The organism is Legionella maceachernii (assembly GCF_900167045.1).
GTDB classification, from domain to species: Bacteria; Pseudomonadota; Gammaproteobacteria; order Legionellales; family Legionellaceae; genus Tatlockia; species Tatlockia maceachernii.
The window spans coordinates 23,230-47,614 of record NZ_FUXJ01000015.1 but is presented as its reverse complement, the minus strand read 5'-3'; the positions used below and the strand labels follow the sequence as shown (position 1 = coordinate 47,614).

Here is a 24,385-nt window from a genome sequence, read left to right as displayed (position 1 = left end):
GCGCTAGATATTTAATGAGATACTCTTATCTAATTCATCTCTTTCATCCTGCATTTTAGTATTGTTAGAAGTATTACAAATAACATTTGGATCGAGTTTAGTTGCATACTCTCTTATCCACTGGGGATTTTGTAAATTATTCGCAACTGTTTCTGGAATAGCACCCGGATTTAGCTGCAAATATTTTTTCACCAGCAAAACCTGCATCGCTGCATCAAGCATATTTAAACCATTACTCATCACTTGAATGTCGTGAAAATGCCATACTGCTTGTACTAATGCAGCTAAGGCTAGTGAGCGGATGATATCAATTTTTTCATCATCCACTGATCTTCCACTTTCTCGGCTTTTTCCAAAATTAGCGGGATATCCACCTTGATGAAATACAATTCTGCCACCGATTGGATTTGTATATATCACATCTCTATAGGGGTCAAGTGATTGGTTGATTAAATCGATCGCTGGTACAAGTTGCCGTAATGCAGTAGCGACAGGATAATCCCCAGAAGTACAATTAATGAGTACTTGCTCTTCAGGGTTCAGTCTAAATAAGTCGAGTGCTGGGTTAGTAATGTCTTCTTTCGTACAAAAGAAAATATACTTTGCTTTCGATAAAGCTGCATTTGGATCAACTGTTTTATAAAGATTGGGGTGAGATATTTCTGTCAGCAATTCCGGCTTAATGTCATGCGCAAAAACACAACACCCTAAATCAAGAAGCTTTTTAGCAATCGCTTTTCCAATAGGCCCAAAACCTATAACACTACAAATTGCTTTAGTGAATCGAATGTCATCTAAAATGTTGTCTAAATTAGAAAAAACAGCTTCGGCAATAAAAGGAGGCTCAACAAATTTTTTAATTGCACAGCTGGCTACATCAATGACAGGGAAAGGAGGTTTTCCTCTTCTATTAATCTCATCTATACCAGTTGTTGTTTTGTCACCAGCAACTACTTTATATTTTTTTAATAAATCTGGAGGCATAAATTGTAATACTTTGCCGCCGTGATCGAACGCTATTATCTTGTCTATGCCCTCTTTGGGTACTTCATAAATGTCTTTCCATCTCCAAGTGGAAGCGCTGATAGCGTCATCTTCACCTCTTCCATAACCAAGTTGCCCTACGCCGTGAAAATAGTTAACTCCTAATGCTTGTAATTCTTTTATTACGCCTGAATTTGCCGAATAGGGAATACCCAAATAATACATGTTACTGTATCTAACGCCCCATTTACTCATTGTTCTCGCTAGAGGTATAGAGTTCCATAACATATGCTGACGTATATAGACAAGAGTTCCTTCCAAAGGTTTTGGGCCAATTTTTAATCTAGCAAATTCGTCTGTTGCCCATTTTTCTAACGTCGAGAAAATGGGTAATTTTGACTGACTAAAAAATCTCTGTGTTGCCCCTCCAAAATAGCTCTGTTTACTCCCTGGACCTTGTAGTAAATTAATTCTGCTCATTACTTATCTTCCTTTTCCAATTACATTTAACTGCAGGGAAAAAAAAGAGTTGAATTTTACAAATGGCCAGGTTTCTATATTGAAATATAAGAAACTCCATTTTCTTCAAACAAATCTGCTATTGATGCGGTAATCCTTATTCCCTATCAGTTTCTTTTGATCTAAACTTGCGGCTTTGCCTACATGGAGTATCCTATGAGTAGATCAGCTGAACAGAATAATTTAATCTCCTCCTTAAAGGAAGCTATTCTACAATTAGAAATAGAAAATAAGTATTTAAAACATCTTATTGATAATTTACCTGGTGATATTTATTGGAAAGACACTAAAGGAAGATGGCTTGGAGTCAATAAACGAGGTTGCCAGACTTTAAAAAAAATGGGTTTTATAACCAATAGTTCAGAAGTCGTTGGAAAAACCGATTATGAATTATTTGATAAAAAAATAGCAGATCAATTTCGTTCTAATGATTTAATGGTAATGGAAAAAAAAGTTGAACACTTATATGAAGAGATAAATATTTTGCCTTCTGGTAAAAAAGTGAATCAATTGTCTATTAAAAATCCCATATATAATCACAAAGGAGAAATTATGGGGGTAGTGGGTAATACAATAGATATCACCCCGCTGAAGCAGAAGACACTTAACTTAAAAAGCGCTAAAGAAAAAGCAGAAAAAGCAAATCGCATGAAAACAGAATTCATTGATAGTATGAGTCACGATCTTCGAACTCCTTTATCAGGAATCATCGGTATGGCTAAATTTTTAGAACAAACCATCTGTGGCCAGAACGAGAAAAAATATGCTCAATTACTTTATGAAAGCGGAGAACAGCTGTTAGCTTTATTTAACGACATACTACAGCTAAGATCAGCAGATAGTATGAAAGTAGATATTCAATATGAGACTTTTAATTTAAGTAAAAGCATTAACGCACTGGTGGCTCTCGTCCTTCCTGCAGCAAAACTAAAAAATATTGATATAAAAATTAATATTGATAGCGAAATGCCTACCTATATAATATCTGATCAAAATAAACTCTATCGAATTTTGCTTAATTTGCTAGGAAATGCAATTAAATTTACCGCCAAAGGGTATGTAGAGATAGAGATAAAATTATTAAAAAAAGAAAGAAAAAATGTACAACTTCGTTTTAGTATACATGACACAGGAATTGGCATAAGAAAAGAAAGTCATCAGAAGGTTTTTGAACGATTTCATTCGGTTAATGTTTCGAACAACATCCACCATGAAGGGTTTGGCATGGGTCTACAAATCGCCGAAAAATATGCAAAGTTATTAGGAAGTCGTATTCAATTTGAAAGTGAATTTAATAAAGGGTCGACATTTTATTTTGATTTATCACTGAAAAGAGAAAACATAGAAAAAAATAGTGATACGAAATCCACCCAAAGTAGCAAACAAAGAGAGTCAACTTTATCTCCACTAAATCCTAAGAATGCTAAAAATTCCTTGTCAAAAGTACTGCGTATATTATTAGTGGAAGATAACCCCGTTATCTTATTCTTTTTAGAGCAAGCAGTGAAAAAAATGGGTTATAAAATCAATTCGGTCAATAATGCAGAAGATGCTTTCCTATTAGTGATGAGCGAAGACTTTGACATTATTATTACCGATATCAGATTACCTAATAGTTCTGGTATTGAGTTAAGCCAGCGTATCAGAAAGTGGGAAGCTGCCAATAATCGCCCTCCAGTGTTTATCTTTGCTATGACTGGTTATTCAGAACAAGCATTATCTAATTATAGAAAATCAGGTATCAATAAAATTATCACCAAACCTATTGACCCTGAAATTATACAATCTCTTTTAAGTGAATTAAATTGAGTTCTTAATGCCCAGACAGGATAACAGGTTTATTAACCTAGCCCCCTATATTTTTGCGATAACTCCCATGAATAAAAAAAATTAAAGGACTAGATTAATAAACTTGCTGAATAGAAAACTTAACCTCAAATTCATCATATAAGGGCTTTTGGCATTAAGGGCGCCCTCCCCCTATGTTTTTTATTTGGGTTTTCTTTTAATATAACCAAACCATACTGTTCCATTGTTCTCAAAGTTCGAAGAATATTATTAGCTTTTCTTTTATAACTCCATTTCGGTAAATCTCTGGAACAATTTGATAGCTTCTCAAATGCTGTCCAAAGACGTTTCTTTGATGTAGAACCTATAATCTCGTTAGGTTCCATAGCTGTAGATATAGTCAAGTTACTAGTACATAAGGGAAAGCAGTTATTATTTCTTCGATTGGCTTAGCTCTAGCTGTCGTTCTAATCCTGCTATCAAGATTTTAATGCCAAAATCAAACCACGCGTTGTAATCTCCGCTATTGTCGCTAGGATAAGCTTGCATGGTAATCCGCCCATTTTTAACCGAAGTTAAAAGTAGAGGATTAGGCCACTAGAGCCAGTTTTTGCCTTGGAGGTATTCCTCCAATAGCGGTATTAGGTCGTTCATTGTTGTACGTCCATAACCATTGTGTCGCATGGTGTTGTACCTCGGCAATAGATTTAAATAAATATTGGCTAAGCCAATCATAACGAACAGTGCGATTGTAGCGTTCAATATAGGCATTCTGTTGAGGATTACCTGGCTGAATAAAAACCAGCTGTATTTGATTTTTATTAGCCCATTGTCCAAGTAGCTTAGAAATGTATTCAGGACCATTATCGCAACGAATTTGTTGTGGCTTGCCTCGCCATTCAATGATTTGATTGAGGACTCGTACAACCCGCTCTGCTGGCAAAGAAAAATCAACCTCAATGGCAAGACCTTCCCGATTGAAATCATCAATGACATTGAATAAACGGTAAGCGCGGCCATCTTCTAATTGGGCGTGCATAAAATCCATCGACCAACATTCGTTGGTAGCATGGCACAACTAAGGCTTCAGGTTTTTCCCTAATCAACCGTTTCTTTGGTTTGATGCGCATATTGAGTTCTAACTCTCGATAAATACGATAAACGCGCTTGTGATTCCAAATAAATCCTTTCACATTCCGTAAGTATAAAAAACATAAGCCAAAACCCCAATTGCGCTGATTCTGTGTCAGGCGTTCTAGCCAATCCGCTATCCGTGCATTCTCCTCGCTTAATTTAGACTGATAGCGATAACAGGTCTCACTAAGGCTAAAGAGCGAACACGATAAACGGATTGAAATTCCTTTCTCTTTCACCGCCTTTTGCGCCAGTTCACGTCGGCGCGACGGTGTTACCACTTTTTTTCAATGGCCTCTTTAAGAATTTCTGCTTTCAATCGTTCCTCTGCGTACATCTTTTTAAGACGACTATTTTCTGCTTCTAGCTCTTTCAGACGCGACATCATTGATGCGTCCATTCCGCCATATTTAGAACGCCATTTATAAAATAGTGCCGCGCTAATAACGTATTCTCGGCAAATCTCCGAAACAGGTGTACCGCTTTCATATTGTTTTAGTATCGACAGTATTTGGCTGTCTGAATATTTTGATCGTTTCATGCAGAATCTCCTCCAGCATAGGTTATGAGAAAATTCTACTTTTGACACCAGTTATTTTTCGGGGGGATTACCGCATCAAATGAGGAAATTGCGTTATATCTTCAGTGCTGGTCAATGAAAACCTCTCTACTCCTTGTGTTCCGGGTACCATAAATAAAAAAATTCGTTTTTTGTATAAAATGATGTCAAAATTAATATTAATGCTGAGCATTAACATCTAGATCCCGCGAACAGCCATTAAACTCATTATAATCAAGCGATTACAATGAGTTTTTTCGTAGTTTTTGGCTATTTAAAGGTATTTGTTGAGCTTAAATCCGCAGTAGATGAAACCAATGAAGGTACAGATGGCTGGAAGACTGTGTCTCTAGTCACTTGAGATATTTTGTGCTCAACTATTTTTGCATCTACACCGAAAACTTCTTTACAATAGTATGGAACTGCAAATTGATTTCCCCCACCAAGAACGTTTAGACCTTCTTTTTCCTGTGCCGTTTTCACTACCGTTTGGAGTGTGTTTTTTGACGTATCTTTAGTAATTTCGACTGCCATTGGTGTAATAATTATGCAGTTTTTAGGTGTTAAACTACTTAATTCTTCTTTTTTAATGGTACAATTAACAACAAATGTAGTTGATTCAATATCGTCATTAAATTCTTTCGCAGAAAATTTCTTCGGATCATCGTTACCTATAATCCCACTAACATACATAGTTGTGTCAGCACGATTTAAGGCTTTTTCGCAATGAGTTCTTCCTTTCAAGCTAATATTTTCAATGACTATTTCTTCCTCAATTTCTCTTTCTGCCGCCTTTTCGACCGCTAGTGTAGCATAACCGTTGAGATCTGGCCGACCAAAGGAAGATGGTAGCGGTTTTGTTGATTGTATTTTAGAAAGAACATTACCAATGACAAGATCCTTATCATCTATAATCGACTGTAATTGTGCAAATTGTTGCACAGGCATTGTTTTTAAAGTTTCAAGAAAAGCTTCTTTAGTATCAGATTCATCCAAAACAGTTTGTAATATAGTCTGTAGAGACTTATCTAATTCATCTTGTATAGCAACTAATTCCTCACTAATATCTTTTAACTCTACTTTACCAAAACCGAGGTTTAAACCATTTTTTTCTTTTAGCATAACCATTGCCAAGGGCTGACCCGTTTCCGAACTTAACGTCAAGATACCTCCAGCATTTAACATCCTTAGAGAGTGTTTTTCATGATTAGAGTCATATTGTGCTAGTACAGTATGAACACTTTTTATTAAACCTTGTGTCTCTGTTTTCCATGATTCAGGCTTGGTTTTATTAACTTTAAATTTTAAATTGTCTATACTAAAGGCTACAGCCAATCCTGCTTTTTCTAATTCACCAGCTGTTGCAAAGATACCGCTACTACCACCATGGCCATTATCACTTCTAAGTAAAGTCATCACTTATCTCCATTATTTACAAATTTAAACTACTCAATTTTCAATCGCATTATACAAGAAAATTTATTTTGTCCTATCTGATCAAAGTCACTCGGAAGATAGGTGCCCAGCGTAATCAAATGTTTATAAAGTAAAAGTGATATATGGGTTAATGTATTACTTATAACTTCGCCGTAGTTTTTAAGTTGGGTAAATCTGAAATATAAAGAGAGTTCACCGTAAATTTTGACATGACTGGGGTCGCTACTCCTAATATTATCCCTAAGATCGTGCAAACATCGCTCACTGGTTCGGGTACGTCCATATTTACCAAAAAGACCCCCCCCCTCTCTCTTCAAAAAGCCTTGACTCTTCTTTTGATTGAGTCACTCGTTGATAAATTTGTAGAGTTTGGGAGAGATTACAATTTTCTGGCTTATAAATTTCGTTGAATTCTTCTAGCCTGCGTAAGGTAATGGATAAACTTGAATTCATTGTTGGCTTCCATTGCTATTCTTCGGGATAAGTTGGCTATGTTGCTTTGTCTAATCACACGCTACTTTCTTCAGCCAATACAGCAGAAGCTCATCCCTGCTCATCGAATTAATTTTTTTTTGATGCTTGTTTTTCCATTTATCTAATTTTCCTTCTTTGTACCAATTAATAATTTCAGGATGAATATAATTTTTTTGGCAGACATTAGGTGTATGTCCTAAGAGTTTAGCGACTTCTTTTAATACAGGTATAAAAACATCCGCTCGGAGTTTCGTGTTTGAAAATTCCAATAAACGGCAAAAAAATTCACGACTTGCAATCCAAGTTCTAAAATCTTTTGCCGTAAAAGGATAATTTGTTAAGCATTTTAAATAGAAATTGATATCTTGAGAGGTAATGATCTTAAGCCCATTTTCATCTTGATACTTAAATAATTCATACCCAGGAATTTCTTCGCATTTTTTTAATATTCTAATGATTTTTTTATCCCTAAGATTAATGTGCCAAACTTTCGAATTTTTACCGTAAAAATCTAAAACGGCTTGATTTTTTTGTATTATAAGATGCTTTTTTCGCAAGGTGGTTAATCCATAGGTTTTATTTTCTTGCGCATAAATTGTATTTCCAATGCGAATACAGCAGGTATCAAGCAAGTATAATATGGCGCAAATAATTTGATTTTTGCTAAGTAAAGGCGGCTGACTCAGTATTTCATTAATATGATGACGTATTAATGAAATACTCGCGCCAAAATGAATCATCATGTCAAATTTTTGTCTTTGACGGGCCTCTTGCCATAGTGGGTGATAGCGGTATTGTTTTCGATTTCTACTGTCCCTTCCAGTGGCTTGAATATGTCCATTTGCAAAGGGGCATATCCACACTTCCTTGTAAGCAGGAGGAATGACTAATTGTTTGATTCGCTTTAATTCATTTTCATTCCTAACTTGAGTACCATCAGGATAGAAATAGGCAAACCCTTTTCCGCATTTTTTTCTTAATATGCCAGGAAGAGAATCTTGGACATAGCGCAACGAAGATTCTGTAGCAATTTTTTCACACTCTTCTAAAGAATAAAGGGAAATATTCATTGTTTTATTTAAATAATTAAACCTATATTAAATTTATATTAGATTAAAAAACATCGGATTAAGAAATATTAAAAAAAGACAAACTAAGGTATAGTCAAATTCGCCCAATCGTTTTTTTCTAGCTAAAATTAGTAAAGGATCTGGTTTCAGGAGGAAACTATGAAAGCCTTAGTATTTCATCATATAGGTGATATTCGCTTACAGGAAGTTAAGGATCCCACCATTGAAAATAACACGGATGCTATTGTAAAAATTACAACGAGTGCGATTTGCGGAACTGACTTACATTTTGTCAGAGGAACCGTCGGGCCCATGAAACCGGGGACAATTTTAGGCCATGAAGCGGTTGGTACGGTTGCGGAAATTGGCAAGGAAGTGACGAATCTAACTATAGGCGATCGCGTCATTATTCCCTCTACTATTGCTTGTGGCACCTGTGAAATGTGCCATAATGCTCTGTTTTCGCAATGTAATCACGCTAATCCCAATGGACAGTTCTCAGGAACTGCGTTCTATGGAGGCCCAAAAGCAAGTGGTCCCTTTCATGGTTGCCAGGCAGAATATGTAAGAGTTCCGTTCGCACAGCATAACTTAGTAAAAATCGAAGAAAGCATCAGCGATGATCAAGCGATTCTTTTATCCGATATTTTCCCCACTGCTTATTTTGGAGTGGATATTGCCTCGGTGAAACCAGGTAATATTGTCGTTGTGCTTGGTTGCGGACCGGTAGGTCAATTTGTCATTGCTAGTTGCCTTTTGCGCGGCGTTGCCAAAATTATTGCTATTGATGGAATTCCTTCTCGCTTGGAAATGGCCAAAAAACAAGGCGCTGAGATCATTAATTTTACTAAAGAAAATCCTTATAAGTTGATCATGGAATTGACAAAAGGATTATTTGCGGATGTGGTGATTGATGCAGTAGGAATAGATTCTTATTACCCAACAGAAGGCCCTTTGACACGTATTAATAAGCACAAAACCGCATTTCAGCAAGAAGTTGCTGAACTTGTTCCTGTACCAAACAATGAGGGAAAAAACTGGCTTCCAGGCAATGCGCCAAGTTTTGCATTACGTGAATGTGTGGATTTAGTCGCAAAGTGTGGAACGATTTCAATTATTGGAGTGTATGCGGAAGATTTTATGGTATTTCCTATAGGAAAAGCGATGAATAAAAATGTAAAAATAGTCATGGGTAATTGTCCTCATCGAGCGTATATTCCTTTTCTTCTGCAGCAAGTTCAGTCAAAAGTGATTAATCCAGCTAAAATATTAACTCAAAAAATGCCGTTAATTGATGTGGTAAATGCCTATAAGCAATTTGATTTACGTCAAGAAGGCTGGATTAAAGTGGGCTTAAAACCCAACTAATTTTTTTCTGATCAAGAAACAGTCTTATATGAATTCACTGATTTTATAAAGAAGATCTGCCTGGCTGGATGTCTTCTTGATCCTCTATTGCAGAAGCGTCAGCTGCTTTCAAATCAGTTAATTTACTTTTATAAAATTGAGAAATCTTTTTAATTTCGTCGGTTATTTTTTCGGATTCTTTCTCAAAAAAACTACCAATAAAGGGTAAACTCTTAAGGATTGTACGAATTGACTCAACAAAATCTTTACCCGCCATTGTATTTGCGAAAACATCTTGATTTGACTCAAATTTGTCTTGAAAATTCTTTAAGGCAATGTTTGGGTCCTTATTCTTTAATGTTTCAACCATTTCTTTTACAGCAATTTGTTGCAGTTTTATAGCCTCTTTTTCCTCCCCTTCTGCATTATGGCCTTCGTAAGCAAGAGCAGCACTGAACGTATTGCATTGAGTGCGCAACTCATCGATGAGAGGAAATTTGATCATTTGTTGAAGAAAATTTTTAATTAACTCATCACATCGTGAATTAGGAATGACATGGGCTAAGCTTGATTTAGAAAAAATTTCATGCCGAGCTTGTTCGAGATCAGCATAAGTTATTTGGTTGTCGTTGCTTAATTTATCAGCTAAGACGTTTAAATGTTTTGCAGCAGCATTAATCCAATCAATCTCAGGCCTATACTGACGATAATCCGCTTCAAAAAAACGGATACACAGCTCGTTAAGGATTTTTTTTATATCCCGTGCTTCATCCGGAAATTTTGCCTCTAGCGTTTTCAGTTTTTGATTAAGATTAACTAAATCTTGATTTCTTTTACCGGGACTAGCGTCCAGTACAGATTTGATGATATTTTCTGGATGAAATGGGTGCGCTTTACCCACCATCAAAGGGTGAGTGTCAGCCAATTGAATAAGGCCTAGATACTCCTCTAAATCCCCTTTACTATTCACATCAAATGCTTTCAGCTGGTTATTGCCTTGTTTTTTGACGTCATTAACTTGTTTTAACTGATCATCAAATAACACGCCTATGGCTTCTTCAGGATATTCTTGAATAAGTTCCTGCATTTTCTTTCCTTTTAACCCTGCCGGCGAGCGAGCAATTGCTTTAACATTGATGTCGTGTTCCTTTAAATAATCAACAATATCTTGCGTAGGTTTTGTACCTATGTTTAGGTTTCTTAAAGCAATTTCAATGGGCGCTGGTCGTGCCGTCAAAATAATAATGTCATAACCGGCTTCTTGAGCGGCACGAATATATTGAATAAGAGTTTGTCTGACATGACTCTGTTCATTCATCAAACCATAACCAAAATTTTTATCTATTTTTTCCACCAGTCCAGTGCCATCGATATCGATAGCAACAAAGCCTTTTTTGGACTTAGCACTTTCAATCTTATCTGTTGCCATAGAACCACTTTGTTGGCGGTATATTTGTTAGTTTAGTACAGAAGGATTAGGCATGGCTGGAACCTTTTGCATGCTTTAGCATGGAATATTAGAAGCGTTTATTGACTTTTTTGCTATATTAGAATTTAAGTGACTTATTCCTATAGAATAAATGGTCTTTGCATTTAATTTATTTCTACTCATTGCTGATCAATTTATGCTGTTTCTTATCAACCTAATGGTGGCAAGAAACGCGGGAACTTCAGCTTTTGGGGATTTTACAGTCGCAGTAAAAGCGTTATTTTTAATCGGTACTTTAATGACAATGGGGCTTGATTCGATTATTGCGCATTTTATACCTAAATATTACATCAAAAAAAAACATAATGAAATTCATGCCTTGGCTTTGTCAATTCGAGAATTTTTGCAACCTATCTACCTGTCATTTCTCGTGGGTAGTTTACTTTTAAGTGCAGCCATTATTGCACTGGGGCATTCTATTGACGATATACAACATTCTAATAAGAGTCACCTCCTAACTTTGTTTGTTTGGGGCGCTATCATTGTATCGATTTACAATATTTATCTCCAACTGTTTCGAGCAGTTGGTTTTATGCGCACGGCAGTCATTTTGAATATGCTACAGACCGTATTTTATTTTCTGCTTACCTTGTTTACTTATTTTTACTTTAATGACATTTTATTTCACAATAACGCGCAATATTTTGCGCATATTATGTTGATTTCTCTTATCCTAAGCTATGTGGTTATAGGGATATTATTTATTGCCATTCATCGTAAAACCAAACTGAAATTGACTGTTACAGAAAAAAATGTGCTCCAAGTTAAATCTTCAGCTTGGAAGAAGAAAATATTCGGTTATACCATTCAAAATCTGGATCGTTATGCTTTCACAGTCACCCCTTTACTGATTACTGAATGGCTCGGAAATGACCCTTACGAAGTGGGGATGTTTGCAGCGGTAATCACAATTATTTCCCTGGGATTTACCGCATTAAGCCCCATTGGTATCTTAATAAAGCCTGAAATTTCTGGCTCTTTTGCACACGGTAAAACATTTTTATTCAATACCACCAAAAAATACATCCTTATTGGTTTGACCATTGCGGTTTTTATCTCTTTAATTATCGGTATTTTTGCCGAATACCTTTTATATTTATTCAAATCGAATTTTATTGAAGTACTCCCCTATGTGTATATCTCATTGATTAATCTTATTTGCTATTCAGTATCCATGCCTCTAACACTAATGATTCAATACTCGCAGGAAGGAAGTAAAATTGGGGCGCAGTTTACTGTTTATCTTCTCTTGGCCCAGATTGTTGCTTGTGTGATTTTCATTTCGTGGTTGGGTTTATTGGGGACAATGATTTGCTACGTCGGAGTTAACCTCGTTTATCTCATAACAGCCTTTATCATTGCTTATAAGGTTTATCACAATGAGCCGTTTGAATCTCATGAAATAGTCTAGCTATCCCTGCTTTTTGCTCAGGCTAAAATCAAGAAAACCACAATGAGTAGGTAAAAAAAAGGAAACATTGATTAGCACACTACCCTCCTTGTTCCAGCAAGAGTAAAAATCCATTCACCGATAATCTTTAGCTTTAAAGCATGCAATGAAGGATTACGTTCTGCACGCAATTTAGATAAATACTCAACGTAACCGCAAGGCATACCAACATTCATGAATAACGCTGGCTTACTCTAGGCATGATAATCATGCCTTAAGCTTTTCCAATCTATAATTAATCTTAAGAACTTTATTATGAGGCCTTAAAAATGGCAATGCCGTTCTGGCCCGTTATCACGCTTAGTGATGATCTACAGAGTATCAATGAGTCCATTCAACAAGAGCATTTAACTTGGTTAGTTAGGAATGCCCCTGCGGTTATCGAGCCTCATTTAAAAATAGAACAATACGGTATTCTCAATTACCCAGAATTGTGGTCGGGTGCACGCTTTTTTGAAACTGAAGTTAAAAAGACCGGCGAAAACAATCCTGCTTCTACAGAAATTGCTCAGTTAATTGAAAAAGCCCAAGAAGAGTATCCTGAACAAAAAAAAGAAATTGAGGCTTTTGAGAAAAAATACGCCAAATACCTTGGTCTATTAAAAGAGCGCTGTTTATTAAAGGCTATCTATAAAACGCTTGATAGTATAGAAGGCACAGAGGAAACTGAGAAAGATTGTGCATCAATTAAAGCCAAATTCCGTGAAGTTCTAAGTCCCTCTGCTCTACTTAACATGCAAACTCGTTATGAATGTTTGCAGGCCCATAAAGACATCAGCTTACAATGCTATGCATTGCGTGATAAAGCGCTTTCTGATCCACACACTAGCGATCAAATAAAACAGCTCGAAATACTTTCTAAACGCCTTCTCGATAGCCACTATGAAGGCGCAAAAAAAATGACTATCGTTGACGCTATTGCTAAAGATGTGGCTACAACGACTTCTTTTCTAGGATTGGCTACAGCCATACCCGCAGCCATATTAGGTATTGCCGCGCTTTTCTTTCCCCCATTATTTGTTCCGGCAGGAATTTTAGGAGCTATCAGTTTTGTTTCTTACACGTCTACGGCTATATCGGCAGTAAAGATGGCTCACGAAGCAATTAGCTATGGCCGTGGGCCAAATCCAAGTGATGTCAAATGGTTTGTAGCGGATACGCTTCTATCACCTTTCAATTTAGCAGGTGGCCCTATTTTTGCAAAAATAGGCAGTATTTTTCGCCCATTAAAAGCAAAAGCAATAATCAATACGATTAGTCAAGTTTGGAATAATGTAATCAGTAACATTTTTCCTGACACGGTAGAAACAAAAGAGGTTGCAGCCGACATGCTCGAGGTGGGTTCGGCATTTACGGCAAAAGGTCAATTAAAAAATACGCTAACGGCTACTTCCTGGCAAAAAATGAGAAGCAGCATGGCTGTATCGGATGAACAAACTCTTGCAAAGATAACGCAGACTAAAGAAAACATTGCGTTACTTAATCAAGGAAAACTAAGACTTTCCCGAAGCAAAGAGTATAAAGAGCATTATGAAGAATTAAAGGATCTTTTACTCAAGGTGGATAATCAGGAGCTGTCTGAGGCCTTGCGAATTTATATCCATTTAGAAGCAAAAACAGATTCACATGATCCAGCGCTCACTTCACACCAGCATGCACTTAATGCCCAATCCAAAATTACCACTTTGGAAAAAATTTGCGCTCTTTGCGATCAGGATCAGTCCAATCCCATCCATAATAAAATCAAGGAATTAGCTGTAAAATTAGATAGTCATATTATCAAGAATTACTCTGGCTCTGAGCGTTTAAGTGAAACAGTAGCGCATGGTCGGGATTTCGCATATGTCCGATTCAATGGAAAGGAACAAGAAAGGAGCTTGCCAGTAACAAAAAGCTATCATGGCCATATCCTACTTTGGGATCTTGGTTTTAAAGGCTTACGTATCTCTGATGAGGCCCAGAACATAAAAAATGCAATTACGGAATATAAAAAATTAAAACCTGATTGCGGTATTACTGAAAGAATGGGCGCTTTGAAAACCATTCAAGATTACTGCGAGATTTATCTTGATCGTTATCGAGGCGATCCGACAAAAGGCCGCTACAGTTATGTGCAAAATCTTTCTCAAAGTGTCGAGAAAGAAATGGATAATTTGAAAGAGCTCGCGGCTGATGCTGAGCTTGAATCGCCCGTTCTAGTCGGTTTTAAGGCCCGTTAATCTCGCGTCTGGCTAACCCCTCTAGTGGTGATGACCTAAATTAGTTTTTTGTAATTTTTAATTAAATTGAAAAAAGTAAAAAATCCGTATTTCGTCAATTGTTTTAATCGACTGCCACTTCGAGCCAGTTTGCCACTTTGCCAACCGCCTAAAAAAGCAGGAAGAAGCATCGCAACTAAAAAATATTGATGTTGTCCAATAAGGCGCGCGAAATAATGCCTGTGCTCCTTTTCATTTTTTTTCGCAAGCTTAACTTTTGCCTCTAGCTTGGCTATGGACTTCAACAGATCTTTCCTCTGGCTCACTTTCGCTCCTCTCTTCAGGTGCTCTAAGGCAATCTCTTGTGCGTGCAAAACTCATTTGTTGCAAACGCTGTTTCATGTCTCTGATGAAATAAAGCGCTAAACCTAAATTCAGCAGTAATATTGTAATAATAGCAGTAAGGGGCTGTTTAAAGAGGTTTAGTATCACATACCCAATCAAAACCATTACTACTAGCCAAATGGTCATGGTTAACGCTAATAAAGCAATCAGGCCCACAAGAAAAGGGAATAGGTTTAACCCGGCGAGTTTAGCTTCTAATTTAAATAAAGCGTAAACTCCCCTGGAATATTCTGTTTTGCTCGAAATAAGCCCTTTAATGTGTTCGAGGAATTTCATCATTTTTTCAGCAAAGACGATAAAATAAAGCCAACACTACCTGCAATCAGCAAAGAAGTAAGGGGCTTCTCTTTCACATGTTGCACAAGTTTATCCGTATATTCCTTAAGATTATCTTGTGCATCATAGACCGTTTTCTTGCTTTCCTCATAAAATTCGCTCGCTTTATCTTTAACTTGCTTATAAAGCGCATCAGCATGCTCTATGCCTTCTTCTACTTCTTTTTTTAATTTATTTTCATCCGGATTTAGTTTGGGTGTGTTTTTTTTATCCACGATTTAAACTCCTTTCTGTTATTCCCTAAAAATCACTCGTATAGTCAATGACAAAATTAATTCCCGCTCTCGCGGGAGTGATCAGTATAAAGAGCAGTCATGAGTGCTTATTAAACTGTTCACGCTCTGTGCTTCCACTTAAAGCAGTGGTTGAAGTTTCCCCTTGCATAATGGTATTTTGTACAGCATCAAAATAGCCTGTCCCGACAAAAGCTTGATGCTTAGTTGCTCTAAAACCAAAGGTTTCTTGGGCCATTTCTTTCTGTTGCATGCGAGAGTAAGCAAACATCCCTTCTTCTTTATAGGCTTTTGCAATTTCAAACATGCCTAAATTAAGACTATGCCAACCTGCTAAAGTGATAAATTGGTATTTATAACCCATTTCAAACAGCTGTTCCCTGAATGTTCTTAAGTCATGTTCTTTTAAATTGGCTTGCCAATTGAACGAAGGAGAGCAGTTGTAACAAAGTATTTTTTTAGGGAACTTCTGACGGATAGCATCCGCAAATTGTCGTGCTTGTTGAATGTTTGGCTTTGATGTTTCACACCAAATCATGTCAGCATAAGGCGCATAGGCTAGACCACGGCTGATGGCTTGCTCAATACCACTTTTTACATAGTAAAATCCTTCTGTTGAGCGTTTTCCTGTCAAAAAGACTCTATCATTTTCGTCGAAATCACTGGTTATTAATGTGGCAGAATCAGCATCGGTACGTGCAATAATTAGCGTTGGAACCCCACAAATATCAGCAGCTAAACGCGCAGCAATCAATTTATGAATGGCCTCAGACGTTGGGATTAAAACTTTACCTCCCATATGACCACATTTTTTGGCAGAAGAAAGCTGGTCTTCAAAATGAACCGCTGCTGCTCCCGCTCTAATCATGTGTTTCATTAATTCAAAAGCATTTAAATTACCACCGAAGCCAGCCTCAGCATCAGCAATGATCGGAGCATACCATTTTGTAGAGCGTTCACCTTCTAAACTATGAATTTCATCGGTGCGTACCAAAGCATTATTGATTGCTTCGACTAATTTAGGCACTGAATCAACCGGATATAAGCTTTGATCAGGATACATTTGTCCTGCTGAGTTGTGATCCCCTGCAACTTGCCATCCTGAGCAGTAAATTGCTTTGAGACCAGCTTGCACTGCTTGAACAGCTTGATTGCCTGTTAGGCAGCCCAAAGCAGTAACAGGCATATTCTCTTGCAACATAGACCATAATTTTTCAGCACCGTGTTTCGCTAAGCTATATTCCATCTTCAGTGTAGGTCTTAATTTAACAACTTCTTCCGCACTATAAGGACGCTGAATTCCAGCCCAGCGAAGATTAGATTTCCAATCTTTATTGAGTTGATTAACTTGTTCTTGCTGGTTCATATTCATGGTATTCCTTCCTTTGATTGTTAACTAACAGTGGGTATGCAGGGAGTGTTAGAAATTCATCAAAATTATCCTTGGTTATCATTCCTACGAATAATTTAAATGCGGTTTCTAACTCAGTCTGCGCTAATCCTTCTTGGGTTACTTTGGTTTTGATTTTCCCTAATTCTTCTTCTGCTAAAACGGCAAACAAATTTTTATCAAATTTTCGGCCATCAGCCAGGTTTACGGCAAATTTTAGCCATTGCCACAGCTGGGAACGGCAAATTTCGGCGGTTGCAGCATCTTCCATTAAATGATTGATCGGAACGCAACCATTTCCTTTGAGCCAAGAAAAAAGGTATTGAATACCCACGCTAATATTATTTCTTACGCCTTGCTCAGTAATTTTTCCTTCTGGAACCTTTAAGAGATCGCTTTGCGTAATACGATAACTTGAAATAGGCTTATCAATTTGGTTTGCCGCAGGCATCAACTCATCAAACGCTTCAAGCGCAACAGGAATTAATCCTGGATGGGCAACCCAAGTTCCATCATGACCGGCATTGGCTTCACGTTTTTTATCGGCTAAAACTTTCGCCATGGCTTCATTGTTAGCTTTTTCATCTCCTTTAATAGGGATTTGTGCTGCCATACCTCCCATCGCGTGGACCCCTCTTCGATGGCAGGTTGCTATCAGCAGACGTACGTAGGATTGAAGGAAATGAGTTGTCATAGTGACTTCTTGTCGGTCCGGCAAAACGAATTCAGGGTGATTTCTGAATTTTTTAATAAAGCTAAAAATATAATCCCAACGCCCGCAGTTTAACCCCGCCGAATGTTCTTTTAATTCGTATAAAATCTCATCCATTTCAAATGCAGCACTGATCGTTTCAATCAATACTGTGGCTCTAATCGTTCCACGTGGTATATTCAGTAATTGTTGGGCCCGGCAAAAGAGGTCATTCCACAATCTGGCTTCTAAATACGATTCCATTTTGGGCAAATAAAAATAGGGTCCACTTCCCTGCTCTATTAATTTTTTTGCGTTATGATAAAAAAAGAGGCTGAAATCAAAAATGGATGCTGATACGGGTTGATTGTCAATAAGCACATGGTCTTCATCAAGGTGCCAACCCCTTGGCCGGACCATCAATGTTGCCGTCTTTGTGTTGAGCTTGTACTCTTTATTGTTTTCTGGATTCCTGAAAGAAATTGTTTTATCCACTGCATCACAAAGATTAATTTGACCTTGAATACAATTATCCCAGGTGGGCGAATTAGAGTCCTCAAAGTCAGCCATGAACACCTTGGCTCCGCTATTTAAAGCGTTAATAATCATTTTGCGGTCGACAGGACCAGTAATCTCGACGCGTCTATCGAGTAAGTCTTGAGGAATTTTAGCGGCTTGCCATTGCGCACTGCGAATATGTTCAGTTTCTTTTAGGAAGTCAGGATAAATCCCTTTATCAAATTGCTTTTGCTTTTCGTGCCTTAATTTAAGAAGTTCTTTGCGCCGTGGTCCGAATTCAAGCTCAAGTGTCTTCAAAAAATCCATGGTCTCTGGAGTCAAAATTTTGGCAAATTGATCATTTATTTTTGGTTTTATTGACACTTGCTTTGTGCTCATTCTTTGGCCTTATTGATTAGTTATTTTTATTCATTTGCAACCACTTAAAAGGCAAGAAATATGCCATGAGAGGTTGTTGCACCCATTAGAAGGGTTTAGTTAAGCATTTTGTCCTGGCGAAGCATGCCCATTATGATCAAAATTTACCGTGCACGCATAACGAGAGGAGGCATGCAGGGGAACTGTTTTCCCATGTTTCGTCATATCAGCATCGGTATAGCGACACAATATACTGGTGCCATGTCGATACAAATGGCCCGCTGCGCCCTCTTGTTGAACAGAGGAGCCAGTCAAAAAATTATAAAGGCGTTTTGCTTCTTTCCCTTTTAAAAGGACACTGGTCGTCGTGGATGCCTGAACAGTAAAAATAGATAAAAGACCAACCATGAATACGGAAGTAAAAAGTCGCAATTTCATACTTGATTTGCTCCTGCAGTGAAGGAAATCCTTAAAGGTTATATTACATTGCTTTCACAAAAACCAATAGTCTGCTAAAGCGGTATTTTTGTAATGGGATAAATGATGATCAAAAAATTGCTTTGCTTTATTTTTTTGTTGAGTTCGCAATAAACTAATTAAATACGTTTGGATGAATAGTTCATCTTGAGCGTCACTACCTCCTATTTGCGTGCATCGCTCGATTATTGGTTCCAACAAGCGATATGAAGTTTGATAGTCTTCCTGTGCAAAAGCAGCAACTGCTTTACACAGAGGAAAATTCACTTCACGCCATAAATTCTGTGTTACCCCAACAGGAAGAGAGTTAATGTGTTTTTCAATTGATTTTAGCGAGTCATTAACCTGCTTTGTCTCGCTAGCTTTGGCCAAGCAATAAATAAAATGAGCAGTATTAAATCCCGTGTATTGTTCATAAGGATGCACACCTAAAAAAGGTATTAGCGAGTGAAACAATGGATGCTGTGGCAAACCGGCGATGTCCATGCGCCATAACAAAGAAATTGCATCAATTTGTTCACCGCAAGTCTCTGGTAAGGTTCCAAAAATACCATTAAATAATTTAATTGATTCTTTCTCATTACGATCGGCTAAATAAAACAGTGCCAAATGCCAGGTGTTATGACTTTTTAATAAAGAAAATAGGGTATCCCAGCTCGCTTTAAATCGACTTAGAGAGGTTATTCCTTCCTCAATCGCATTATCAAAAAGTAAGACGTGCGCGAGAGTATGATGTGCCCATGGCGTCTGGGGATTCATTGAAATAGCTTGCTCAGCCATGGCCTTGGCCTCAGCACGCCTTCCGCACAACTCAAGAGCAAAAGAATGGGTTGCTAAAAAATGAGGTTCATCTTGATTTTCCTTAGCCACTGCTTCGCACAAAGCCAAGAACCATTTGGCTTGAAAGGCTTGTCCGCTGCAATAAAAAAGCCATTCTGCGAATTTGACAGCTAAAGTATCACGGGGGAAAAGTTTAGCAACAGCAGTAAAAAGACTTAGAGCAGCTTCATAATCAAGCTTCAGCCATGCAGACGTCGCGTGATAGGTCAATTTTTCACGTAAATTGCTCCCTCTTAATTGCTTCTCAGCTTCAACAAGATAGCCTGAGGCAATTTTTGTTGCCTGGTTTTCTTGAGCGTACAGATAAAATGCAGCTGCATAAGTCTGAATGAGTAAATTGTCAGGGAATAATTGTGCCGCATTGATAATGTCCGCGGCTGATTGGCCGTAGCTTAAGATCTGCCGATGAAAATGATTAATACATTCAATCGCTTCTGGCGAATTTGTCGTTACGCTTAAACCTCTTTGTGTTTTCATAGGAGGATTCGCTTAAAATGGAATTAATAATAGCATAGACCCATCAGTGACGTTATTTAAGCTTTTGGCTTGATTGCTTCGTCCGCCCCTCTTTCATCGCCTACAAAAAAATGCTGATGCAATTTTTTTAGTTTGTTGACTAATTGGGTATTGCCTGAAGGGAGATGAATGATGTGCTTAAGAAAACTATGTGATTTGCTATCTCTTATTAGACGAGCATAATCTTCCCCCACTACAAAATTTTTTATGGAATCAATATGAGAAAATTTTTCGCCAATACGAGTTTCGATTGCCAGTAAAATGTTACTCATTAATAGCGGTTCGTGGGGTTTGTACTTCGCATTGTAGCGAGCAATTTCAGTCGCAATTAAAAAAGCAATGTATTTGTCTTTTTTTAATGAGCTGGTGTATTTTTCTAGCTCTTTAATGAATAACTCATTGTATTCCGTTATTTTAGCTTGCTGGATTTGCGAAAATTCCAAATTTAATCGGTATTCTAAGGCATGATATAAATTTGCTTCTTCTTGAATTTTAGTGATTACTGTAGTTGCCTCGTCGCGATATTCTCGGATCACTTTGCCTGCTTTGACCCATAATCCAATGTCGGTTCCCCTTTGTCTCCTCCACGTATCATTATAAACTTCAGCCATAATCGTTTTGTTGTAATAATTTATTGCAATTTGATCGACAACATTAATTTGACAATGCCATTCCTCAGGAATGGGTATTGCACCAAGTGAAATCGCTTCGGTTAAAGATTGGTCACCTGCCACGCCGCAAATGTCCGACAAACGCATAAGATCGAGTGTTACATCATGCTGAAATCGCTCTCGATGAAATATTCGAAACACTCTATTATCCGGGTTTAGTTTATTAAGCACCATCGTATTTTGAGGTGTTTCGGAATTTTCTGTATAAAAAACAATTTTGCTGTACCCAAGTTTGGTTAATTCTTCTCGAAAACTATCATCAGTTAGCATTTCAAAAACGACTTTATCTTTATTATTTTGATGCGAAGCACTTACAAAATAGTTAGCATGTGGTTTGTCATTGCTAGCCGCATAGACGACTGCAGCTCGTTTATAACTTATAGGAAAATTATAATAGGAAAAAGCAAAACTATTTTGTTGAATAAATTCAGTCGAATTACCTTCCCAACCGGCCCAAATTTGTGACCGAAGCAAGAGATCCTTCATACCCATTATTATTTTACCTCTTAATTTGGTTTTTTCAGGCGGTTTGAGACGAGAAAATTGCTTTAGATCAGGCTCAATCAATATGCCGGGATAATTTTTACCAATATTTCCGCTTAAAGAAATAATTGGAGGTTTATAAGGACATTTTTCATATAATCCATACTCACCAATGAATATTTTAGGATGCTGAGTCGAGGATTTATTATGACTGAGTGAATTATCAAAAATTGCAGTTTCAATTTCGAGTTTAGTTTCATCATATAGGTCTTGAGATAACTTTACTGCATTGTCTCTATCGATAAAATCGACATTTTGGTAGCCAAGAAAATCCGAGTCAATTTCAGTAATTTTTTTAAACGACCTTTTTTCACCAACAATACGCAGCGCTGAATGAGGGTATTTTTTAAGTAAGAATTTGGCTATTTTGACAGCAAGGCTAACGTCACCATAACCCGTTTGATCAATCATATATAAGAGGATGGAGCCAGCGAAATCCATTTCTTTATTCCCTGTAGCTAAAACTTCGCTGGGATTAATCATGCATTTAAAAAACAGATGACATTACTAATAAGTGTAGACGAATTAAATTGCCTTATTTCTTGAACTTTTTTTCATGTTCGATTAGCCACTTTTTCCTGGTCAGTCCACCTCCATAACCGCCTAAATCACCATTGTGATTAATCACGCGATGGCAAGGAATCATAAGACAAAGCTGGTTTGCACCGTTCGCTTGAGCTACAGCACGATAGGCTTTCGGCCTGCCAAGAGAGCTGGATAGATTAGAATATGATCGTGTTTCTCCATAAGGAATTTCATTCAGCGCGTCCCATACTTGTTTCTGGAAAGGAGAACCTAAGGTTTTTATGGGTGTCTTGAACGTTTGTAGCGTGCCTTCAAAGTAAGATTTTAATTCGTTTTCGATTGACACAAGAGGTGCAGATGTTCCAGGAACGATTGCGGAATTTGTTTTTTTACGTAAACGTTCAACTTCTAACTCTAATCCTCTGCGATCGACAAATTCAAGCAGGTATAATTCCGTTTCATTGGCAATAGCGATCATCGGACCCAGCTTGGTATCAATCCATGCTGCTTTTAAAATGGCACTGTTACCCGATTTTGCTGGCGCATTGCCCATAATTTGACTGAATGCATCCCTAAAACCGCTGCCTGAGCCATAGCCAGTTTCTATTTGCGCTTCTATTACTGACATACCATTTCTAATTTTATTCATTGCTAATCCTATACGTCTTGCCCGCGCATATTCAACAAACGTCATTCCGAATCGCTTCTTAAACTGACGACGCGCAGTCGCTGCATGCACTGAGTAATATTGAAAATCAGCATTTTTCCAGCGCTTCTCAGGATTTCTTTCAACTGCCTCTACTAATTGCCTTACCAACGTCGAAACTTGGTTTGGATGAGAAAGGGGTTGACAGCGTTTGCACGGTCTAAATGACGCAAGGAGTGCCTGTTGAGCCGTTTCAAAAAATTCACAATTTTTATATTTGGGTTTTCTGGCTGGACAAACGGAACGACAAAAAACCCCAGTTGTTTTAACTCCTACATAGAATATCCCATCGTATTCAGGTTTTTTTGCTAATATGGCTTGGTAATATTCTTGTTTAAGCGCTTCACTAAACATAATCTACTCTTCAAGATGGCTTGATTCTACCTTATTTAATACATTGTAATGCATTCAAAAAATTACGCCGCCGAAAATGAGACATCAATTTTTTGCTTTGATAATTAGCCGAGCGCTGTTTAGTTTCAGTTATACTACTAAGTATAGAGGCTATGAGTTAGTGATTTATGAAACGCAACTGGAACATGATTAGAGAGATTCTTTTAAAAGTCGAAGCGCTAGAGCCTAATGCTTTATTAACCTTGGATAGCTTCCCTCTCGATGAGCATAATGAAGTGTCCTATCATTTAGAAATATTAGAAGAGGCGGGGTTACTGCGAGGTAAAATTCATAAAACTCCTGGCGGTTCTCCCCATAATTTTCATTTAATTCACCTCACTTGGCTTGGTCACGATTTTTTGGAATCAATTCGCTCTGATGCCACATGGACAGAAATAAAAAATCGATTGAGTTCTAAAAAAATTGGCATGAAAATCGAAAATATTATGGCAATCGCACAAACGATCGAAAAATAAACTATTACCCAATAAATCGGTTGGAACTATGAGGTCAATCAATTATTGCATGGAAAGATTTAAATCGATCTTAGAAGGGAGCGTGTGATTCTGTTTTTTATTATGAAGGCTGTCAATTCGATATTCGTGAATTAGTTCACTCCAAACGAAGGACAAATAAGCAATACTGATAATACAAAAAATGAAAATCATGGTTTTAAACAATAAGCGGTTGGGAATTGGTTCAGGCTTATGATTAAAGCAATACGCGCCCATCAGACCGCACGCAGTACCAAGTAAAAAACCACCTATGACATCAGTGAGCCAGTGTACACCAAGCACAATACGCGATAGTGACTCTAAGGCAATGAATAAAAATAGCATTATTATTTTAAGCCATTTATACCCTTTCGCTTGGGGAATAACCGCGTATAAAAAAACTAAGCAAGCCGAAAATAAGAGGACATGACGACTTGGGAATGCATATTTATTCGCAACATAAGCAAAGGCTCCAGGGCGCGGCACTGCAAGAATATTTTTCAAAAAAAAAGCTAATAGTGCTGCTACTAGAATGACTGCAAAAAAATGCAAAGCAAATCGCTTCTGCTGTTTAAGAAATAAAACGACACTCGTTAATATGATTGTTGGAATAACAACAAATTTGTCACCAAAAAGAGAAACGAAGATGGCAAGATAACTTACGAAAGAAATCTGCAATTTAGTCTCAACGTATTGGTATAAATACACATTAAAATAGAGATTAGAGGTATGCGACTTAACTGTTATTGCCAAAAAAACAAAAAGCACACAACAGATAATACTTCCTGCTAAATACAGCTGTTGTTGCTTATTGTTTTTGGCGAAATAGTTCATATTACC

19 protein-coding genes and 1 pseudogene are annotated in these 24,385 nt (G+C 37.4%); 5 read left to right on the top strand and 15 right to left on the bottom strand.

Annotation, left to right across the window (positions count from 1 at the left end):
• Positions 1 to 3: 3 nt before the first annotated feature.
• Positions 4 to 1,464: an NAD(P)-dependent oxidoreductase gene (locus B5D33_RS12710; protein ID WP_058451636.1), complete on the bottom strand. Its 1,461-nt coding sequence runs from the start codon at positions 1,462 to 1,464 to the stop codon at positions 4 to 6.
• A gap of 195 nt (positions 1,465 to 1,659) precedes the next feature.
• Between B5D33_RS12710 and B5D33_RS12705 the strand changes: the two genes are divergently transcribed.
• Positions 1,660 to 3,312 (top strand): PAS domain-containing hybrid sensor histidine kinase/response regulator, encoded by a 1,653-nt coding sequence (locus tag B5D33_RS12705; protein WP_058451635.1) that lies wholly within the window; start codon positions 1,660 to 1,662, stop codon positions 3,310 to 3,312.
• Between the two features lie 568 nt (positions 3,313 to 3,880).
• On the opposite strand, the pseudogene B5D33_RS12695 reads toward B5D33_RS12705, so the two are convergent.
• The 3 genes and pseudogenes from B5D33_RS12695 to B5D33_RS12685 all read right to left on the bottom strand — a co-directional run bounded on the left by B5D33_RS12695 (position 3,881) and on the right by B5D33_RS12685 (position 7,965).
• Positions 3,881 to 4,966, bottom strand: a pseudogene (locus B5D33_RS12695) (IS3 family transposase).
• A gap of 288 nt (positions 4,967 to 5,254) precedes the next feature.
• Complete coding sequence (locus tag B5D33_RS12690) at positions 5,255 to 6,400, bottom strand: hypothetical protein (protein WP_058451633.1); 1,146 nt, start codon at positions 6,398 to 6,400, stop codon at positions 5,255 to 5,257.
• A 524-nt stretch (positions 6,401 to 6,924) separates the two neighbouring features.
• Positions 6,925 to 7,965 carry a DNA topoisomerase IB gene (locus B5D33_RS12685; protein WP_078767448.1) on the bottom strand — a complete coding sequence of 347 codons (1,041 nt, stop codon included), beginning with the start codon at positions 7,963 to 7,965 and terminating at the stop codon, positions 6,925 to 6,927.
• A 159-nt stretch (positions 7,966 to 8,124) separates the two neighbouring features.
• Between B5D33_RS12685 and B5D33_RS12680 the strand changes: the two genes are divergently transcribed.
• Positions 8,125 to 9,333, top strand: a complete 1,209-nt coding sequence (locus tag B5D33_RS12680; RefSeq protein WP_058451632.1) for an alcohol dehydrogenase catalytic domain-containing protein — start codon at positions 8,125 to 8,127, stop codon at positions 9,331 to 9,333.
• A gap of 43 nt (positions 9,334 to 9,376) precedes the next feature.
• Here the strand turns inward: B5D33_RS12680 and B5D33_RS12675 are convergent, their stop codons facing one another.
• Complete coding sequence (locus B5D33_RS12675) at positions 9,377 to 10,741, bottom strand: HAD family hydrolase (RefSeq protein WP_058451631.1); 1,365 nt, start codon at positions 10,739 to 10,741, stop codon at positions 9,377 to 9,379.
• A gap of 151 nt (positions 10,742 to 10,892) precedes the next feature.
• On the opposite strand from B5D33_RS12675, the gene B5D33_RS12670 reads away from it, so the two are divergent.
• Both B5D33_RS12670 and B5D33_RS12665 read left to right on the top strand, forming a co-directional pair.
• Complete coding sequence (locus tag B5D33_RS12670) at positions 10,893 to 12,212, top strand: oligosaccharide flippase family protein (protein ID WP_058451630.1); 1,320 nt, start codon at positions 10,893 to 10,895, stop codon at positions 12,210 to 12,212.
• A gap of 308 nt (positions 12,213 to 12,520) precedes the next feature.
• Entirely contained in the window at positions 12,521 to 14,470 is a 1,950-nt protein-coding gene (locus B5D33_RS12665) for a hypothetical protein (protein WP_058451629.1), read from the top strand.
• Between the two features lie 35 nt (positions 14,471 to 14,505).
• Here the strand turns inward: B5D33_RS12665 and B5D33_RS12660 are convergent, their stop codons facing one another.
• From B5D33_RS12660 to B5D33_RS12620, 9 genes are all read right to left on the bottom strand, one after another.
• The gene (locus B5D33_RS12660) at positions 14,506 to 14,754 is read right to left on the bottom strand and encodes a hypothetical protein (RefSeq protein WP_058451628.1); all 249 of its coding nucleotides are present in this window, start codon (positions 14,752 to 14,754) and stop codon (positions 14,506 to 14,508) included.
• A complete protein-coding gene (locus B5D33_RS12655) occupies positions 14,720 to 15,133 on the bottom strand; it encodes a hypothetical protein (protein WP_058451627.1) in 414 nt (137 codons plus the stop codon). The genes B5D33_RS12660 and B5D33_RS12655 overlap by 35 nt, the downstream gene beginning before the upstream one ends.
• On the bottom strand, positions 15,130 to 15,405 hold the full coding sequence (locus B5D33_RS12650) for an ElaB/YgaM/YqjD family protein (RefSeq protein WP_058451626.1): 276 nt from the start codon (positions 15,403 to 15,405) through the stop codon (positions 15,130 to 15,132). The genes B5D33_RS12655 and B5D33_RS12650 overlap by 4 nt, the downstream gene beginning before the upstream one ends.
• A gap of 97 nt (positions 15,406 to 15,502) precedes the next feature.
• Positions 15,503 to 16,795, bottom strand: a complete 1,293-nt coding sequence (aceA, locus tag B5D33_RS12645) for an isocitrate lyase (protein ID WP_202972387.1) — start codon at positions 16,793 to 16,795, stop codon at positions 15,503 to 15,505.
• On the bottom strand, positions 16,767 to 18,401 hold the full coding sequence (gene aceB / locus B5D33_RS12640; RefSeq protein ID WP_058451625.1) for a malate synthase A: 1,635 nt from the start codon (positions 18,399 to 18,401) through the stop codon (positions 16,767 to 16,769). Before aceB ends, aceA begins: the two co-directional genes overlap by 29 nt.
• 99 nt (positions 18,402 to 18,500) lie before the next feature.
• Positions 18,501 to 18,818 carry a hypothetical protein gene (locus B5D33_RS12635; RefSeq protein ID WP_058451624.1) on the bottom strand — a complete coding sequence of 106 codons (318 nt, stop codon included), beginning with the start codon at positions 18,816 to 18,818 and terminating at the stop codon, positions 18,501 to 18,503.
• A gap of 54 nt (positions 18,819 to 18,872) precedes the next feature.
• Entirely contained in the window at positions 18,873 to 20,174 is a 1,302-nt protein-coding gene (locus B5D33_RS12630; protein ID WP_058451623.1) for a tetratricopeptide repeat protein, read from the bottom strand.
• 56 nt (positions 20,175 to 20,230) lie between these two features.
• Positions 20,231 to 21,868 carry a hypothetical protein gene (locus B5D33_RS12625; protein WP_058451622.1) on the bottom strand — a complete coding sequence of 546 codons (1,638 nt, stop codon included), beginning with the start codon at positions 21,866 to 21,868 and terminating at the stop codon, positions 20,231 to 20,233.
• 94 nt (positions 21,869 to 21,962) lie between these two features.
• Positions 21,963 to 23,012: a bifunctional transcriptional activator/DNA repair enzyme AdaA gene (locus tag B5D33_RS12620; RefSeq protein ID WP_058451621.1), complete on the bottom strand. Its 1,050-nt coding sequence runs from the start codon at positions 23,010 to 23,012 to the stop codon at positions 21,963 to 21,965.
• Between the two features lie 167 nt (positions 23,013 to 23,179).
• Between B5D33_RS12620 and B5D33_RS12615 the strand changes: the two genes are divergently transcribed.
• On the top strand, positions 23,180 to 23,527 hold the full coding sequence (locus B5D33_RS12615) for a DUF2513 domain-containing protein (RefSeq protein WP_058451620.1): 348 nt from the start codon (positions 23,180 to 23,182) through the stop codon (positions 23,525 to 23,527).
• Between the two features lie 42 nt (positions 23,528 to 23,569).
• On the opposite strand, the gene B5D33_RS12610 is transcribed toward B5D33_RS12615, so the two are convergent.
• Positions 23,570 to 24,379 (bottom strand): phosphatase PAP2 family protein, encoded by an 810-nt coding sequence (locus B5D33_RS12610; protein ID WP_058451619.1) that lies wholly within the window; start codon positions 24,377 to 24,379, stop codon positions 23,570 to 23,572.
• Between the last annotated feature and the right edge of the window lie 6 nt (positions 24,380 to 24,385).